We start from the raw sequence: 17,206 nt of genomic DNA, 5'->3' as shown, positions 1-17,206 counted from the left end.
ATATGACACTTTTAGAAAATATGTACAAATGATACCGTATGACTTCAAGTCAAACACTCACCTGCGGACCGCTGATGCCTAGAAAACTGCCTGCACTCAACGCCGACAACCGCGCCTTCTGGCAAGGCGGTCAACAGGGCGAACTGCTCGTTCATCGCTGCGCAGCCTGTAGCCGGTATTTCCACCCGCCCGCCCCGCTCTGCCCGCATTGCGCAAGCTTCGACGTGGCGCCGCAAGCGGTGTCCGGCAAGGGCACCGTACTTAGCTTCACCATCAACTATCAACCCTGGACCCCCGACCTGGAGGTGCCCTATGTGGTGGCGATCATCGAGCTCGTTGAGCAACCCGGCTTGCAGTTCGTGAGCAACGTGGTGGGCATGCCGGTCACGGATGTACATATCGACATGCCGGTACGGGTCAGCTTCCTCAATGTCGAGGATGTGTGGTTGCCTCTGTTCGAGAAGGATCAGTGATGTTCGATCATCGTTATGAAAAAGACGTAGCCATTACCGGTATCGGGCAATCAGAGATCGGCCGACCGTCTACCAAGTCAGCGATGCGCCTGACCCTGGACGCCTGCCTGGAAGCCATTGCGGACGCCGGCCTGCAACGTAGCGACATCGACGGCGTGGCCTGCTGGCCGGGTGATAACAACAATGGCGACCCGTTCTCACCGGTCGGTCCCAGTGCGCTGAAGAGCGCCCTTGGGCTCAACGTCAACTGGTTCGGTGGCGGTTATGAAGGGCCCGGCCCGCTTACCGGGGTCATTAACGGGGCCATGGCGATTGCGGCGGGCCTGTGCAAGCACGTACTGGTGTTTCGCACCATCACCGAAGCGTCAGCCCGTATGCTCAACAAACAGGCCGGCGCACTGACCAACAAAACCCAGGGTCGCGACAGCAGCTACGCCTGGCAGTGGTTTACCCCGTTCAATGTGCAATCGGGCATCAATCTGATGGCGTTGTATGCCCAGCGTCACTTCCATGAATACGGCACCCGACCGGAGCAGCTGGCGCAGATAGCCCTGACGTGTCGCCAGAACGCCATGCGCAACCCCAAGGCGCTGTACCGCACGCCGATGAGCATGGACGACTACATGGCATCGCGAATGATTTCAACGCCTCTGCGCATGTTCGACTGCGACGTGCATTGTGATGCGTCCACCGCCATCATCCTGTCCCGTCGTGATATCGCCCAGGACCAGCCAAATAAACCAATTCGCATCGAGGCCATGGGCGCAGCGTTGAACCAGCCCTGGTCGTGGGATCAGATCTCCCTGACCAAAATGGCCGCCTTCGATGTTGGCGAGATGATGTGGGCACGCACCGACTACACCCCGCAGGATGTTGAATCTGCGCAGTTGTATGACGGATTTTCGATCTTGACCCTGATCTGGCTTGAAGCCCTGGGCCTGTGCCCCATTGGGGAAAGTGGCGCGTTCGTCGAGGGTGGCACGCGCATCGCACTGGAGGGCAGCTTGCCCATCAATACCAATGGCGGGCAGCTGTCTGGCGGACGCACCCACGGCCTGGGTTACGTGCATGAAGCCTGCCTGCAACTGTGGGGTCGTGCCGAAGGCCGGCAAACCCGCGAACACCGCGTCAGTACGGTGGCAGCCGGAGGCGGCCCGCTGGGGGGTAGCCTGCTACTGGTTCGCGAGTAACGGCGCGCCTCAGTAGAGTACGCCGGCCACTTCGCTGCAGAACTCGATCAGCGCCTTGCCCAGTTCGGCAAGGCCCTCTTCATCCCGTTGGCCACGGAACATCACCGCTGACACGGTGAAATCGATGCTGTTGGTTGGTGAGAAGACCGGCGCCGCAATGGCAAGAATCCCCCCCGAAAAATGCCCATCGTCCATTGCCCAACCGCGCTCGGCGGCCTCTCTCACTTCTTCGCGATAGACCTCGAGCGACAGCGGCTGGGCCCAGCGAATCGTCTCGAAACTGCTCTGTACTTCCGGATCGTCGAGGTCGATCTGCGTAGCGAACAACCGGCCGCTGGCGCCCATCAGAATTGGCAGACGCTGACCTTCAGCCATGTCGATACGCACATCGGTCGGGCTCGCGGCGGAACTGACAATGACGATGCGGTCAGGGCTCATTTTGCGCCACAGGGTGATGGTCACCCGCTGGCGTGCAGCCAGGTTCTGCAACAGGGGTTTGGCCATTTGCACGCGGTGACCCTGAGTCACCAATTGTTCAACCAGGCGCGCCAGGCCCAGGCCCACGGTGTAACGCTTGGAAAGGGCACTGAAATCGACCACCTCCTCTTGCACCAGGGTGCGCAGGATGTTGAAGCAGGTACTTGGATTGATTTTCAGTTGCCGGGCGATGTCCACTGAACGTTCCGGCGTGCCCACCTGACTGAGATAGCGCAAGATGCGTATGGCGTTGGATACAGGCTTGACGAGGGTTGCGCCGGCCGATTTGCTGCTGTCGTTGACGTCAGTGAGTTCCATGCCCAATCCAGTAACTTTAGAGTGGCGCCATTCTAACCTGAGAATGATTGGCGCCGTAAAAGTTTTATCTGGGAATTACTCGAACACTTCAATCGGTTAATTTCACTGGCGGCTGATAGATCAAACGACGGGTTTGCAGATCTTCGCGACGAAAACGCTCGATGAGACGCTCTTGGGCCTGGTCGGCCTGGGTCACCCGAACCTGTTGGCGCAAGTATTCCAGCCATGACTCGACAATAAAGCGCTCGCTGTAGAGTTGCGGGTCCGCCATGTCGCGGTACAAACGCCAGTTTTGCGCACCGTTGCGCCGTCGCGCCTTGCCTACCGCGTATACGGCAGCCAGAAATTCATCGCGGTCCGGCGCCGCCACCTGGTACACAATCTCCACCGATACCGGTCCTTCGGAATGGGACACCGGACTGGCCAGCTGGAGTGTGTCGGTCAACTGCACCTCGGCAAAGTCTGCTTCCTGGCCCAGTTCCACATGGCCATTTCGGGTCAGCGCGATGCCGACCAGCAACAACAGTGTCGAGAGCAGCAAGCTCTGGCTCAATCCCAGATACTCGGCCAATGCCCCCCATATCGCACCGCCGGCCGCCATCGCGCCCATCAGGATCAACACATAGACCGATGCGACCCGTGCGCGCACCCAATTGGCGGCATAGGTTTGCACCACCGTTGAAATGGTCGCGTTGACCGCCATCCAGCCGAACCCTGCCAGCAGCAGCATTGCGCAGACCGCGTAGCGGTTGTTGGATAGCGCGGCAGTGAGGGTGGCGAGGGCAAAGGAAATGGCGCCGCAAACCAGCAGATGACGCATGCCCAATACGCGATACAACCGCGGCAAGCTCAGCGCAGCCAATACTGCACCGGCACCAAGAAACGCCATGAGCAAGCCATAACCACCAGCGTCCATACCCAATTCCTGCTTGGCCACCAGTGGCAGCAAGGCCCATAAAGCACTGGCACTCATGGTGAACACAAGAACCTGCTTCATGGCGCTGAACAGGACCGCTGAATGCCGGATATAGCGCAGGCCACTGCGCATGCCACCGGTCAGGGTTTCCGGTGGCAAGCCCACGGCAGGCGGGTTGGGCGCGATACGAAAGAGGAAGAGGAGCACCGCGAACATACACAGCGCGATCACCAGAAATACCGAGGTCGTGTTCCAGTATGCAATCAGTGCACCCGCCAACGCGGGGCCCAAAGCCCGGGTGGCATTGATGGAAATTCCGTTCAAGGACACTGCAGCCGGCACCTGGTCGCGAGGCAGTACGCCGACCATGGTCACCATCCACGCCGACATGCCCAGCGCACTGCCAGTACCGAGCACAAAGGTAAACGCCAACAAGCCCCAGGTTTCCATGTGCGCGCTGTACGCCAGCACACACAACACCAGTGCGGCGAACAGCATCATGCACTGGGTAATGATCAGCCAACTGCGACGGTCTACCCGATCGGCAATCACCCCACCGGGAAAGGCAAACAGAAATACCGGTAGGGTCACGGCGGTTTGCACCAGAGAGACCATGGCTGCCGACGTCGTCAATGTGGTCATGATCCACGCCGCGGCGACCGTCTGCATCCAGATAGCCATGTTGACCACTGCGGCTGCCAGCCATAAACCGCGGAACGCTTTGTTGCGAAACGGCGCCCACGCCGAACCCTCGCTCATCATCACTCCTCAGCGGCTACGCCAGTCAGTTTCAGGGATTACTTGTCCAGCGGCTGACCCAGTCGCCCCGCCGCACGGGCGGGGATGAGTTGGCGTGGCGCAGCGATGGTATTGCTCTGTCGACCGATACCTGCAATCTCAGCCTCGACCCGATCACCCGGCCGTAAAAAACGCCCGCTTTCCAGTCCTACGCCGTGGGTGGATCCGGTAAACACCAGGTCGCCAGGACGCAGACTGATGCGTGCATCCAGATAATTGAGCAACTCATCCAGGGGAAAAATCATCTGCCGGGTATTGTCCTGCTGGCGCAGTTCATAGTTAACGCTCAGGCGCATATCTAAAGCCGGTTGCCCCGTTACACCCAGTTCGTCCGCGGTCACGATCCATGGACCTACCGGTGTGGTGCGGTCCATGGCTTTCTGGGTCAACAGGTCCAGACGACCAATCTGCTTGCCGGCATCGCGCGCACTTATGTCATTGCCCACCGTATACCCCAGCAGGCAGTCGCTGGCATGCGGTTCATCCAGCAACGGGCGGCCCACTACGGCGACCAGTTCCACCTCGTAATCAAGCTGGGTGGTCAGCGGCGAATAATCGATCTCGTCATAGGCACCAACCAGCGCTGACTCCGGTTTCATGTACGCCAACGGGTGCGCCGGAGAATCACTGCCAAGGCGCTTGAGGTGGCTGAGGTAATTGAGGCCCACACCAAAAACCCGGCTACCGGGTTCCAATGGCGCAAGCAGGCGCGCAGCCGACAACGGCAACCATTCGCCACTCGGGTCGAGGGCGTCTGGCGCAAGATCCGCCCCTAGCCCGGCCCAGTGGGCGAAAGGAGCATTAATTCGCCGAAAGCAATCAGCTTGCGCATTCAGCAACGCCCAGAACGCTTGCCCGGCAACTTCGACCCGCGCCAGACGCATGTCAGCGCTTGGCCAAGTAGGTCGGCAGGTACTCGGCGTCGAGCACTTCTTCCGGCGTCTTGACGCTGGCGCCGAGAATTGGCCCGACCATTTCGTGGCCCCACAGGCTGAGTTTTTCTGGATTCAGCTCATAGGGATCGCCTTGCCATGGCTCGATTTCAGCAATGGTCTCGAAGGCGAACCCGGACGGATTGAAATGGTAGAACGACAGATGGGGGTCCTGGGCATGTTGGCCGAGGGTCATCATCATCGGCAGTTCACGCTGACGCACGATGTCGTAGGTCTCACCGACATCACGCACGTTGCGTACAAACAGCCCGACATGCTGCACGCCCATGCGACCCGGTCCGTGACCATAAGCGATGTCATGGCTGGTGTGATGGTTGAGTTTGGAGCGGAAGAAACCGGTTCGTCCCTTGCCCGCACCAGCGCCATACCAGCTGAAACCCATGACATTAAGCAGGAAGTCTTCCAGTTCCGGAGTGTAGTCCGGGGTGATCAGCACCACATGACCCGCACCCCGTTCGTCGGCAAGGAAACCACTGTGCGGGCGGCCCGGCTGGAACGAGCGCGGCAGCCATTTTTGCCCGTAAAACAATTCGTGCTGATACCCCACCGGGTCACGAAAACGCACTAATTCACGCACGCCACGCTTTTCGCACAGCTCAGCATCACCGCGAGTGAAGTCGACATTGGCGGCTGCCAGCTTCTTGATGCCGTCCTCGAACGCCATGCGCCCCACCGCTTCCCAACCGATGTAGACAATGCGGTCTACCTTGCCAGGATGAAAAGCGAAGCGATGCCGACGATCATCGATCTTGAAGTACAGCGAATCGGGATCACTCTCGGGGTTCTTGCCTATGCCAAAACCCATCACCTGAGGGCCGTACTCACGCCACGCTTGGAGATTGGGGGTCTCAAAGCCCATGTAACCGATACCGATGATGTCCACGTTATTCACCTTGTTATTGTTCGAGATGAAAGGGTGCCGGTAGCCCATGCCAGGGCGCCGCGCGTGCTAGATCGCGAGTAACCCGCCATCGATGACGAAGTCCGAACCGGTAATGAATGAAGCCTCATCCGAGGCGACAAAGACCGCCATTGCCACCACTTCCTCGGGTTCGCCGGGGCGATCCATCAATACGCCATCCAGCAGCATGGCGCGCATTTTGGGGTCTTCCAGAAAAGGCCGGGTGCCAGGCGTCGCGACAAATCCCGGGCTCAAACTGACCGCACGTATACCGAACGGCGCCCCTTCTACCGCCAACTGGCGAGTGAAGGACACCACAGCGCCCTTTGCAGCCGAATGCGCGGAAATGCCGGCCACTTTCGAGCCACCCCATGCAGCGGTGGACGATACATTGATGATCACTCCGCGCTGTTCGGCCAAGTGGTGCCATGCATATTTGGTGGTATAGAACAGCAGGTCGATTTCGTTGCGCATGGTGTACTGCCAATCTTCGATCGACAGCTCGCTGACCAGCCCGAAGCGTGCGGCGGAAGCGTTGTTGTACAGGATGTCGATGCGCCCGTGTTCAGCCACGGCGGCATCGATCCAGGCCTTGGCCTGTTCATGATCACCCAGGTCCACGGGTGCCGAGCCGTACAGGGTAAAACCCTCGGCCTGCATCAACGCTGCAGTCTCCTCGTGACCTTCGGCATTGAAATCGCAACCGACCACAATCGCCCCTTCACGGGCAAAACGTAGCGCCGCAGCCCTGCCCTGGCCGCCGCCTGTACCGGTTATCAGCGCGACCTTGTTTGGTAATCGACCCATTAGCACATCCTCACCTCAGTGGTTATCACGTTTGCGGCAGGCGCTCACGCCATCAAACGGCTTCGTCATCCGGGGTGATGGGCTCAAGCCAGATGGCCTCCGCGGGGCAAGCGGCTGCACCCTCACGAGCCTCCTCCTCCAACTCCGGCGGCACGCGGGCATCGTCGAGGTACACCATGCCATCGGCATCAAGCTTGTACAGGCTGGGGCAAATCGCAGCACACAAACCATAACCACAGCAGCGGCTTCGGTCGGCCACCGCTTTGAACTGCGCTTTTTCTGAACTCATTTTTTTCTCCTTTATCAGGTTCAGCTTTTGCAAATTATGAACACTTATTTATTTTATGTGCAATTAATTTTTAACGCGGATATGCTGAGGCTCATCCGCTGTCCCTGATCATTGCCTTGGCTTAAAAAAAGGGAATCGCAGCAGGATGTTGAACACGGCTGGCTTCAGAGTGATTCAACCGTGGGTGCAACGCATGAAATTCGTTTGTCCGTTAGTCAGATAGCTGCGCTGGACAAAGCCGAATTTCTGATTTTATTCTGATTAAAAAACCAGATTCTGTTCAAAGAATCTGCTGGCGGTGATTCACATCACCACTTGTAGCAGTGCTTGGCTCAACAAAACCTATAAGGAAGCCAACTCCATGCACCCGTCTAGAAACGAAGCGGCAATCGATCTGCGCGAATTCCGCCAAAGCTGGAAAATCCTGATTTTGTCGGTCGCCGGAGTGGCCATCAGCATCAACGCCGCCCTGCTCTATGGTTTCGGCACACTGGTCGTGCCGCTCGGCGATGCCTTTGGCTGGAGCAAAAGTGAGCTGCAAGCCTGCATCACCTTTCTGTTTGGCGGCGCGGTGGTGTCATTGCAGTTGGTGGGTTGGTTCAACCTGCGCTACGGCATGAAGCGCGTTACCGTTATTTCCCTGCTGTTGTTGTCACTCGGTTACCTGGCAACCACGCAGCTGACCCAATCGATCTGGTCGATGTACATCGCCTTTGCACTGCTGCCCATCGTCGGCATGGGCGCGCTGGCCGTAACCTGGACCCAGCTGATCAGTCTTTGGTTCGACAGCAATCGCGGCCTGGCGCTCGCCATTGGTCTGTCCGGGACTGGTGTCACTGCCGCCATCATTCCCCGGCTGATGGCCTGGGGCATCGAGCAATGGGACTGGCGCGCGGCCTTCGTGATTCTCGCGCTGCTCAATCTGTTGGTGCTGCTGCCGCTGATTCTGCTGTGGTTCAAACTACCCTCTGTTGCCGGTCACCGTGACGGCGGGCGTGCGCTGGAGCAATTGCCCGGCATGTCTTTTCGTGAAGGCATGGGCTCGCTGAAATTCTGGACCTGTAACCTGGCGCTCAGCCTGGTGATTTCTTCGATTGTCGGCATGGTCACCAGCACCGTGCCCATGCTGCAAGCCCGAGGCCTATCCGCGGGGGACGCGGCCACCATTTTCAGCTGCTTTGGTATTTCGCTGATCTTCGGCCGCATGCTTATCGGCTATCTGCTCGATCGTCTGTGGCCGCCGATTGTGTCTGCGATCAGCCTGGTGCTGCCCGCTATCGGTTGTTTCATCTACCTGAGCCCGACCACCGAATTTGCCCCGCTCATGCTGGCGGCGGTGCTGGTTGGTTTTGGCGCCGGGGCGGAGTTCGATATTGCCGCGTTCCTGATTGCCCGCTACTTCGGCTTGCGCGAATACGGCCGCCTGTTCGGCGTGCATCAGGGCCTCAATACCGTGGCTTCGGCGCTGGCGCCGTTGCTCTTTGCGTACATGCTGGCGCGCACCGGATCGTATAACGCCATGCTGGTTTATAGCGCCGCCTGCTGCCTGATCGGTCCGCTGTTGCTACTGACCCTTGGGCGAGTGCCGCACTTCAACGTGCAAACCATTCCCAGCCAATCCTGAGCCCCCTAACAAGAATCGGAGCAGAACATGCCCACATTGACATTTATTGAACACAACGGCACCGCCCATCAAGTCAAAGGCGACATCGGCCAGTCGGTGATGCAAGCCGCGACCTTCGCCTCGGTGCCGGGTATTTCTGCCGACTGCGGTGGTGCCTGCAGTTGCGCCACCTGTCACACCTATGTCGACGAGGCCTGGCTGGGCAAGGTGCAAGCGGCGGAAGGCATGGAGAACGACATGCTCGAGTACGCTTTCGAACGTCGCGACAGCAGCCGCTTGAGCTGTCAAATGATCATCAGCGAAGACATGGACGGCATGGTTTTGCACCTGCCGTCGTCGCAATTCTGAATGCGCGTGAAGGAGTTCCCATGACCCTCGCCTCAGTCGTTATCGTCGGTGCTGGCCAGGCCGGATTTCAGGTCGCTGCCTCCCTGCGCCAGGAAGGCTTTGACGGGCGCATCACCCTGATCGGCGATGAGCCAGGCCTGCCCTACCAGCGCCCGCCATTGTCCAAAGCCTATCTGCTCGGCAAGATCCAGGCGACCAATCTGCTGTTTCGTCCTGCTGATTTCTACACCACCCAGCGCATTGAACTGCTGCATGACCAGGCGACCGCGATCGACCGCCTGAACCGACGCGTGGTGTTAGCCTCGGGTGCTGCTGTCAGTTACGACCATCTGGTACTGGCGACCGGAGCCCACAACCGCCCCCTGCCGGTTCCCGGCGCAGAGTTGCCGCAAGTGTTCGGTATCAAAACCAAAGCCGATGCCGACGCCCTGGCGCCGCTGGCGAAAGAAGCGCGCAACGTGGTGGTGATTGGAGCCGGGTTTATCGGCCTCGAGTTTGCGGCGGTGGCCGCTGCCCTAGGGGCTAATGTGCACGTACTGGAGCTGGGCGAGCGTCCCATGGCTCGTGCCGTGTCGCGGGAAATGTCGGAATTGTTTCGCCAGGCCCATGAAGCGTGGGGCGTCCATTTTGACTTCCGCCAGGGTTTAAGCCGCATCGACGGCGATAACGGCAAGGTGTGCGCGGTACAAACCGGTGACGGACGTGCACTCCCTGCTGACCTGGTGGTGTTTGGTATCGGTGTGATTCCCAATGCGCAGCTGGCGACTGAAGCCGGTCTGGACATCGAGAACGGCATCAAGGTGGACGCCAGCCTGCTGACCTCTGACCCGCAAATTTCCGCGGTAGGCGATGTCGCCAGCTTCCCGTGCCTGCAAAACAATGAGTTACACACCCGCCTCGAGTCGGTGCAGAACGCCATCGACCAGGCCCGCACAGTGGCTGCACGCTTGATGGGTAAACCGGCACCTTATAGCGCCCTGCCCTGGTTCTGGACCGATCAAGGCAACTTGAAACTGCAGATCGCCGGACTCTCGCATGGCTATGACAGTACCGTCGTGCTCGGTTCAGTCGAAGAACATCAAGCGTCTGTGCTGTGTTTCCGCAATGACCGTCTGGTGGCCGTGGAGTCCTGCAATCGCATGGGCGATCACATGGCGGCGCGCAAGATTCTTGCTCGCGCGCCCAAGCTGACGGCAGTTGAGGCCGCCACTGACGGGTTCGATCTGAAAGCTTGGGAAGCGGCCAACCGCGACTGAACGTCGTACTGATCTTTCACACCCGCTGCCGCGCCCGCCTTAAAGCTGACGCGGCATTTTTTTGCACAACGACTGGAGCGATGCAATGAACAAAGTCTGGTTTATTACCGGTGCGGCCCGAGGCTTGGGTGCTGCCATTGCCAAAGCCGCATTGGCTGATGGTGACAGCGTGGTGGTCAGCGCCCGGCGTATCGAACCGCTGGAAATTGTCTTTGCCGAGTACGGCGAACGCGTGCTGGCAGTGGCCCTGGATGTGACCGACGAAGCCCAGGCACTGGCTGCCGTAGAAACTGCCGTGGCGCGTTTTGGCCGAATCGATGTGCTGGTCAACAACGCCGGTTATGGACAACTGGCGCCGTTTGAAGACAATTTCGCCAGCGACGCCGACCAGCAGTTCGCGACCAATGTGTTCGGTGTGTTCAACGTCTGCCGCGCCGTGCTGCCTGTCATGCGTCAGCAACGCAGTGGCCGGGTGTTCAACGTGTCTTCAATGGGTGGCATGGTCGGGATGGGTGGTGCGGCGCTGTACTGCGCGTCTAAATTTGCTGTGGAAGGTTTTTCCGAATCCCTGGCCCAGGAAGTGGCGCAGTTCGGGATCAAGGTCACGCTGGTGGAGCCCGGGGTTTTCCGTACCGACTTTCTCGACCCCAGCTCCGCGGTCTTCGGTACACGCGGGTTGGAGGATTACGCTGCATTCACCGCCAAGGTCAAAGGCGCTTCGGCCGCCTACAACCATCAGCAAACCGGCAACCCGGCTAAACTGGGCGATGCGCTGGTGCTCCTGGCCAACAGCGAACATCCACCGTTGCGTTACCTGGCGGGTTCAGACGCTTATCAGCAGGTCAGCGACAAGCTCAACAGGATGCTCGCGGAAATCGAGCAATGGCAGCAGCTGTCCCATTCCACCGATGGCGTCTAGGCGACGACGCGCACAGCCTTTCTGACAAGGCTGTGCGCAACGATTACTGGTTGATGAAGTAACGTACGGACAACTTTCCTTCTTCAAACCGATACAACTCGATCGTCTCGATACCGCCTTCCTGCTCGCGAAAGGCGTTCAGGTGATGGCACGCCGCTTCATTGCCATTGACGATGCACTGGCGCACTTCAACGCGAATCTTCGGTTGCTGCTGCGCCCACATGCCTTCCAGTACCTGCCAGGCATCGGCCTGGGGCTTGCCGACGTATTCGATACTCAAGCCGTTGGCCGAGACGCTGCGGTAGTGAGCGAAAAAGCCGTCTTTGTCGCCCCGGTTCCAGCAGTCGATCTGCCCGTGCAGAAAGTGCTCGATGGTGTGTTTGTCCATGCTCATTTCACGTTCATCCTCAAGTGGGTTCAGGCATGTGGTCGTAGCTGGAGGTTTTGCTGACGGGCGAGGAATTTTGGCTCCATTCTCAACCACAGCAGAATGGTCGGGCCGACAATGGCGCAGCAGAAACAGCACACCAGCACAGCGGAATAGCTGCCGTACAGGTCATAGAGATGGCCGAACAGCATGGGTACCAGACCGGAGACAATGGTGATCAGGCACAGGTGCAGACCAAATATCCGCGCGTAGTCTTTCAAGCCGAAATAGCGCGCCATCAGGAATGCCGCCAGATCGAACTCAGCTCCGGCACTGGCGCCGATGCACAGGGTCGCCAGCACCAGCAACGGTGTGTTTTGCGCCCCGCCAAAGAGAAAGATCGCGCAGCCCAATGCGGGTAGCGCCAGGCTCACGGCGGCCACTACTGAAGGTGAATAGCGGTCCAGCAGATAACCCACCAACAAGCGCCCGCCGATGATGGAAATACCAAAGGTACTGAAGATCTGACTGGCTTGCTGCGCACTCAGGCCCTTGCTTTGCAGCATCGGCACCATGTTGGTGACCATGCCGACGGTCAACGACACCGACAATATCAATGCAACGTTAAAGCCCCAGTACATCCCTGAGCGCACTGCTTGTTTGAAGGACATGCCGGACAGCTCCGGAAGTTCCTTCTGCGTTGTCGCGTCAGGACTGGCGAGCAGCGCCGGCATGCGCAGCCACATCAATGACAAGGGCAACGTAAACAACAAAGGCATCGCCCCCAGCGCAATAAACCCGGCTTGCCAACCGTAGGCGGCAATCAGCCGCGACAACAGCGGTGGCAGAATCATCGCCATCAGCCCGGTGCCACACAGAATCACGGCCAGCGCCAAACCACGGTTACGCTCGAACCAGAGGTTGACCAGTTGCGTCCAGGTGATCGCAATGGTTCCGGCACAAATGATCGGCATGCTGAAAAACGCCAGGTACAACCAGCCGATCGAACCCTCAATCCGCGTGATCGCAAAGTAACCGACGATCTGCAGCACGATCGAAACAATCGCTACCCGGCGCAGCCCGAACCGACGGTACAGCCAGCCGACCAGTTGCGTGGAAATCGCCACACCGGCGAACAGAAAGGTGATGGAGGCCTGCAAGTCGCCCCGGCTCCAGCCGAACGCCTGTTCCAGCGGAATCACCAGGGTGCCGAAGGCGTACAGCAACGCAGCGGTAATACTGGTGCAGATGCCAAACAGGCCCACGACAACCACGCGCCAGCCGCGCTTGAACTCGGAAAAATCATTGCCGGCGTGGGCCGTGGTGTTGCTACTGCGTGTATCCGATGTCATGACCTGACTCCCATCGCGGACGTGCGGGTTGATTAATGGCCCTTGAGGATTTCTTCGACCTTGGGCAGCGCGATCATGGTGGCGCCGCCATCCACCAGCAGCGAAGTGCCAGTGATATAGGAAGCCTCGTTGGAGGTCAGAAACAGCACGGCGTTGGCAATGTCGGCGGACTCGCCCAGACGCCCTACCGGGAAATGTGCAGCGAGTTTATGCGGCAGTTCATTGCCCAGGGTTTCGAGCATGTGATCAGTGCCGATCAGTCCGGGCTCGACGACGTTGACCAGAATATTCATGGCACCGAATTCCACCGCCAGGCCGCGGGCGAAGGCATTCATGAAGGCTTTGCTGGAACCATAGGCAATCAGGCGAGGGGTGTATTTGCGGTTGGCTTCGCCGGACGAGATGAAAATCAGCCGGCCTTTGTCGGCTGCTTTCGACAGATAAGGTGCGCAGTCCTTGGCCAACCAGAACAACGATTGAATATTGCTGCGAACGATGTGATCAAACGTATCATCGGCCATTTCGGCGATCAGCCCGTGACTGGTATCGGCAGCGCAATGCACCACGATGTCCAGGCCACCAAAGTGCTCTACACCATCTTGCACCATTGACTTGATCGCCTCGCGGTCGGCGATGTCGCCACCGACCAGGCAGGCTTGCGCGCCCAGGGCCTTGATCTGTGCGATCGTTTCTTCACCGTATCGAGCGGTGCGTGCCGACACCACCACCTTGGCGCCTTCTCGGGCATAGGCCAGGGCAATGGCGCGACCCATGCCTCGACCTGCACCGGTGACCAGCACGACTTTGTCGCGGAATTTCATCGTGATTCCTCATTGTTGTTATTGGTGGAGGCTACTGATACAACGCGTACGCTCCCCTGTAGGAGCTGCCGAAGGCTGCGATCTTTTGATCTTGCCTTCAAAAGTCAAAGTCAAAAGATCGCAGCCTTCGGCAGCTCCTACAGGGGTAAAGGTTTCGGTCAACTGTTTACAGGTCTTTGCCTGGCACATTGCGGGCCGAGCCATTACGCCGGTCCGATTCACCCCAGCCCAGCCAGTGTGAAGGCTCACGGGTATCGCCAACCCGACGCCAACGGCCTTCCTGCTGCGCAGTGATCGGGAAGCCACCGACGAAGTCGATCATCTCGCCCTTCTCATCAGGCAAAAACTCCCACTCTTCCTTGCCTTCCAGCACGATTTTCGCGGATTTGAGGAAGTAGCTTCCGTCCTTGTGTTCGGTGTTTCCTTCGATATCGGTGGTGACCCGAACCTCGCCTTTTTCATTGTTGAAAATGGCGTAGCCCAAGTGGTCGTGACCGACCATGAAAGAGCCGGTATCCCAGGTGCCATCTTTATAAACGGTGACGAAGGACCACCAGATCACATGCTTGTTGTTGTTCACCACCAAGTCTTTCTTGAAGTGAATGGCGCCGCCTTCGGCCATGTAGAACTGGTCCAGCGCCATGGCGCCTTTCACCGGACGCCCCTCGCAGACACCGGCGATATCCCACAACTGCGAAACATAAAAGGTGCCCCATTCCACGCCTGGCAGGTACCACTGCAAACCTGGGCCAAGCAGTCGGCCTTCGAGGTGAAACAGGCCTTCTTCCTTCCAGGTCAGGCGTTCGCTGCTGGCGGTGATCTCCCAAGAGTTGCCGGGTTCGCCCGGGTGGCTGGCCCAACGTGCGACATCGCCTTCCAGGCTGTGTACCGGCAGTGGTGTCAGCGCCTGGCGGGCCATTTTTTCGTGGTCCATGCGCAGGTTGACGTTATCGACGTGATTGTTCAGGTAGAAGAACTTGGTTGGGTTGGGGGTGCCATTGGGCGCCATCAGCGACCGTACGAATGAGTAAATGTTGCCTTGCTCATCGCGCACAGAACCGAACGGCGAACTTTTGCTCAGGTGCAGGCCGAAGAAGCCGCGTTCGGCTGACATCGAAGCGCCGGTGACCTTGTGCGGCCCAACCAGTTGTTGAAAGCCGAAATCACCGCGTTCTGGAATGGTTTTAAACGTTCTCATGATGCCCTCTGTTGTTTTTGTTGAGGCAGGGAAACGGGATTACAGCGTGATTCAGTCCCAGATCACCGGGAGCGTGGACACGCCTCGCAATTGCGCTCCGCCGATCTGCGGGACGGGTTGGCTCGGGTCGAGTCGCAAGTTGGGAAAGAGGTCGAGGATGGCGTTGACAGCGCAGCTGATTTCCACTTTGGCGACGAACTGACCGATACACATGTGCGGGCCGAAGCCAAAACCAAAGGAGGGTTTTGGCTTGCGATCAATGTCGAATACCTCAGGGTTTTCAAACGCATCTTCGTCGCGGTTGGCGGACACCACCATGCACTGGACGAACGAACCCTTGGGGATTTTCACGCCGTGAAATTCCACTTCCCGGGCGGTTTCGCGCACCTTGAAAGTGGCCACGGGTTCAAAGCGCGTGGTTTCGTCCATCAGCTTGCCGATCAATGAGCGGTCGGCCTTGACGCGTTCCAGCAAGCCGGGCGTGGTCAAGAGCAAAGTCATTACCGAGCCAAACATGCGCGTGGTGGTTTCGCCCGCGGCTGGCAAAAGCGAGCGAGTGAAGGTGATCACCTCGTGGTCATCCAGCGTGCGCCCTTCGTACTCCGCGCGCAGCAAACGCCCGACCACATCATCGCCCTGGCTGCCCTCGGCACGACGTTGCACCACCACCTCGGCAAGCGCGTCGTACAGACCTTTGACAGCGATGCCGGCCTGACGTCGCGCTTCAACCATTTTGCTCGGGTCAATCTGGTTGCCGCCGACAATGGCCAAGGCCCACGCGGCGTATTGCTTGTACTTGGAGGGCTCATCCGAGGGGAAGCCCATCAAAGCGTACATGACGCGAATCGGCAGCTCGAGGCCGAACTTCATCAAGTCGGCCTTCTTTGCCGGCAACATCGGCTGGATGTACTCCTCGCGAATCACTTGATCGATCTGCGGGCGCCACTTGTTCACGGTCTCCGGCATAAAGGCCGGTTGCAGCAAGGCGCGCACCTTACGGTGCTCGTCACCGTCCATGGCAAGAATGATCAAACCATCGAAAAACGCGCCAAGACCTTCGGCAATAAAACCGCTGGTATAGGTCGCACCATCGCGCAGGACAGTCATTACATCCTGGTATTTGAACAAGGCGAAGGTCGGGCGAGTGCCCTGCTGGGTGCCGGCATTCGTCGGCACGCCAAACTGGGTGATGAAGTCGCCTTCATAGATGGGCGATTTCAGCCGTTGCTCGCGGCACACCGCGTGAATATCCAGGTCGGTGCCCCGATACATTTCCGACACAGCGGAGTATGCGGTTGCCAGGTCCAGTGCTGCGCTTTCGTTGCTCATCAGGAGCTCCTGTCTTGTTTTTATTCTTCTTGCACACCAAGATTGTCCGGCTGCCGACCCATGGTATGTGGTTGTGTCTGCGCCGGTAGTCCGCTTCGTTTGACTTGGGGTCAAACGAAGGCCCCCGGGGAAATGCTTCAAGGTGTGAATAACCTGGCCAAAACTGGCATGAGGAGGACGAGGTGGCGGTAAAGGCAGGAGAAGGTGGCGAACAGGGCAAACGCAATACGATGAATCGCCTGCTCGCGGCAGCGCGCGTGGAGTTCGCCAGAAAAGGCCTGGCCGGTGCGCGCGTGGAAGAAATTGCCCGGGAAGCCGGCGTTACCAAACAGCTGGTCTACCACTACTACAACTCCAAGGAAGGCCTGTTTGTAGCGGTACTGGATGAGTCTTCGGACAACATCATGTCCGAGCTGGTCAACCTCAATGTCGAAGAGCTTTCACCGCCAGTGGCGATGCGCGCCGTGCTCAACCATTTTTTTGACCAGTACCGTCTGGACCCCTTCCTCGGCAGCCTGGCGCTGGAAGGCATTCGCTACCATGACACCCACGAAACACCTCGCAACCATTTTCTGGAAATGGCACCGAAGCTGATCGCCAAGCTCGACGCGATTTTGTTGCGGGGTGCGGCCAGTGGTGATTTTCGCGCAGACATCAACCCGCGCCTGTTGTTGGCCAGCGCTTCGCTGGTGACTACTGGCTGGTTCACCAACCGCTATTCGATGTCGGCACTTGCCGGGCTGGATACGGACTCGGAGCAAGGCATGGCCACCTGGCGTCAGTACTCGGCGGATTTTGTGCTGGCGAGTATTTCGCTGGGCGCAGAAAAAAACGTCGACGGCGTTTAAGCACCGTTCACACACTCTCGCC

18 protein-coding genes are annotated in these 17,206 nt (G+C 58.7%); 7 read left to right on the top strand and 11 right to left on the bottom strand.

Going from position 1 to position 17,206, the window contains the following annotated elements; genetic code table 11:
- Positions 1-74: 74 nt before the first annotated feature.
- Positions 75-473, top strand: coding sequence for a Zn-ribbon domain-containing OB-fold protein (locus BLL38_RS03860; protein ID WP_020300790.1), 399 nt, complete (start codon positions 75-77; stop codon positions 471-473).
- Complete coding sequence (locus BLL38_RS03855; RefSeq protein ID WP_020300791.1) at positions 473-1,663, top strand: thiolase family protein; 1,191 nt, start codon at positions 473-475, stop codon at positions 1,661-1,663. The genes BLL38_RS03860 and BLL38_RS03855 overlap by 1 nt, the downstream gene beginning before the upstream one ends.
- 9 nt (positions 1,664-1,672) lie before the next feature.
- Here the strand turns inward: BLL38_RS03855 and BLL38_RS03850 are convergent, their stop codons facing one another.
- From BLL38_RS03850 to BLL38_RS03825, 6 genes are all read right to left on the bottom strand, one after another.
- Entirely contained in the window at positions 1,673-2,458 is a 786-nt protein-coding gene (locus tag BLL38_RS03850; RefSeq protein WP_020300792.1) for an IclR family transcriptional regulator, read from the bottom strand.
- Between the two features lie 88 nt (positions 2,459-2,546).
- Complete coding sequence (locus BLL38_RS03845; RefSeq protein WP_020300793.1) at positions 2,547-4,133, bottom strand: MFS transporter; 1,587 nt, start codon at positions 4,131-4,133, stop codon at positions 2,547-2,549.
- Positions 4,134-4,171: 38 nt separating this feature from the next.
- Positions 4,172-5,056, bottom strand: a complete 885-nt coding sequence (locus BLL38_RS03840) for a fumarylacetoacetate hydrolase family protein (protein ID WP_020300794.1) — start codon at positions 5,054-5,056, stop codon at positions 4,172-4,174.
- Position 5,057: 1 nt separating this feature from the next.
- Entirely contained in the window at positions 5,058-6,008 is a 951-nt protein-coding gene (locus tag BLL38_RS03835; RefSeq protein WP_032904513.1) for a VOC family protein, read from the bottom strand.
- 66 nt (positions 6,009-6,074) lie between these two features.
- Complete coding sequence (locus BLL38_RS03830) at positions 6,075-6,833, bottom strand: SDR family NAD(P)-dependent oxidoreductase (protein WP_020300796.1); 759 nt, start codon at positions 6,831-6,833, stop codon at positions 6,075-6,077.
- Between the two features lie 52 nt (positions 6,834-6,885).
- The gene (locus BLL38_RS03825) at positions 6,886-7,122 is read right to left on the bottom strand and encodes a ferredoxin (protein ID WP_020300797.1); all 237 of its coding nucleotides are present in this window, start codon (positions 7,120-7,122) and stop codon (positions 6,886-6,888) included.
- A 361-nt stretch (positions 7,123-7,483) separates the two neighbouring features.
- Here BLL38_RS03825 and BLL38_RS03820 point away from each other — a divergent pair, with 361 nt between their 5' ends.
- The 4 genes from BLL38_RS03820 to BLL38_RS03805 all read left to right on the top strand — a co-directional run bounded on the left by BLL38_RS03820 (position 7,484) and on the right by BLL38_RS03805 (position 11,269).
- Positions 7,484-8,746 carry an MFS transporter gene (locus BLL38_RS03820; RefSeq protein WP_020300798.1) on the top strand — a complete coding sequence of 421 codons (1,263 nt, stop codon included), beginning with the start codon at positions 7,484-7,486 and terminating at the stop codon, positions 8,744-8,746.
- Between the two features lie 27 nt (positions 8,747-8,773).
- On the top strand, positions 8,774-9,094 hold the full coding sequence (locus BLL38_RS03815; protein ID WP_020300799.1) for a 2Fe-2S iron-sulfur cluster-binding protein: 321 nt from the start codon (positions 8,774-8,776) through the stop codon (positions 9,092-9,094).
- A gap of 20 nt (positions 9,095-9,114) precedes the next feature.
- Positions 9,115-10,350 carry an NAD(P)/FAD-dependent oxidoreductase gene (locus BLL38_RS03810; protein ID WP_020300800.1) on the top strand — a complete coding sequence of 412 codons (1,236 nt, stop codon included), beginning with the start codon at positions 9,115-9,117 and terminating at the stop codon, positions 10,348-10,350.
- A gap of 85 nt (positions 10,351-10,435) precedes the next feature.
- Entirely contained in the window at positions 10,436-11,269 is an 834-nt protein-coding gene (locus BLL38_RS03805; protein ID WP_020300801.1) for an oxidoreductase, read from the top strand.
- A 43-nt stretch (positions 11,270-11,312) separates the two neighbouring features.
- Here BLL38_RS03805 and BLL38_RS03800 read toward each other — a convergent pair whose 3' ends face one another.
- The 5 genes from BLL38_RS03800 to BLL38_RS03780 form a co-directional block, all read right to left on the bottom strand.
- Positions 11,313-11,663, bottom strand: coding sequence for a nuclear transport factor 2 family protein (locus BLL38_RS03800; RefSeq protein ID WP_020300802.1), 351 nt, complete (start codon positions 11,661-11,663; stop codon positions 11,313-11,315).
- 23 nt (positions 11,664-11,686) lie between these two features.
- Positions 11,687-12,988 (bottom strand): MFS transporter, encoded by a 1,302-nt coding sequence (locus tag BLL38_RS03795; protein WP_020300803.1) that lies wholly within the window; start codon positions 12,986-12,988, stop codon positions 11,687-11,689.
- A 32-nt stretch (positions 12,989-13,020) separates the two neighbouring features.
- Positions 13,021-13,809 carry an SDR family NAD(P)-dependent oxidoreductase gene (locus tag BLL38_RS03790; protein ID WP_020300804.1) on the bottom strand — a complete coding sequence of 263 codons (789 nt, stop codon included), beginning with the start codon at positions 13,807-13,809 and terminating at the stop codon, positions 13,021-13,023.
- A 166-nt stretch (positions 13,810-13,975) separates the two neighbouring features.
- Positions 13,976-15,007, bottom strand: coding sequence for a hypothetical protein (locus BLL38_RS03785; RefSeq protein ID WP_020300805.1), 1,032 nt, complete (start codon positions 15,005-15,007; stop codon positions 13,976-13,978).
- Between the two features lie 51 nt (positions 15,008-15,058).
- Complete coding sequence (locus BLL38_RS03780) at positions 15,059-16,336, bottom strand: cytochrome P450 (protein WP_020300806.1); 1,278 nt, start codon at positions 16,334-16,336, stop codon at positions 15,059-15,061.
- Between the two features lie 182 nt (positions 16,337-16,518).
- Here BLL38_RS03780 and BLL38_RS03775 point away from each other — a divergent pair, with 182 nt between their 5' ends.
- A complete protein-coding gene (locus BLL38_RS03775; RefSeq protein ID WP_020300807.1) occupies positions 16,519-17,184 on the top strand; it encodes a TetR/AcrR family transcriptional regulator in 666 nt (221 codons plus the stop codon).
- The last annotated feature ends 22 nt before the right edge of the window (positions 17,185-17,206 follow it).

The sequence above is a fragment of the Pseudomonas gessardii genome, from assembly GCF_001983165.1.
Classification (GTDB): Bacteria; Pseudomonadota; Gammaproteobacteria; order Pseudomonadales; family Pseudomonadaceae; genus Aquipseudomonas; species Aquipseudomonas gessardii.
Note: the sequence above shows the minus strand (reverse complement) of the source record. Positions and strands in the feature narration are given on the sequence as shown.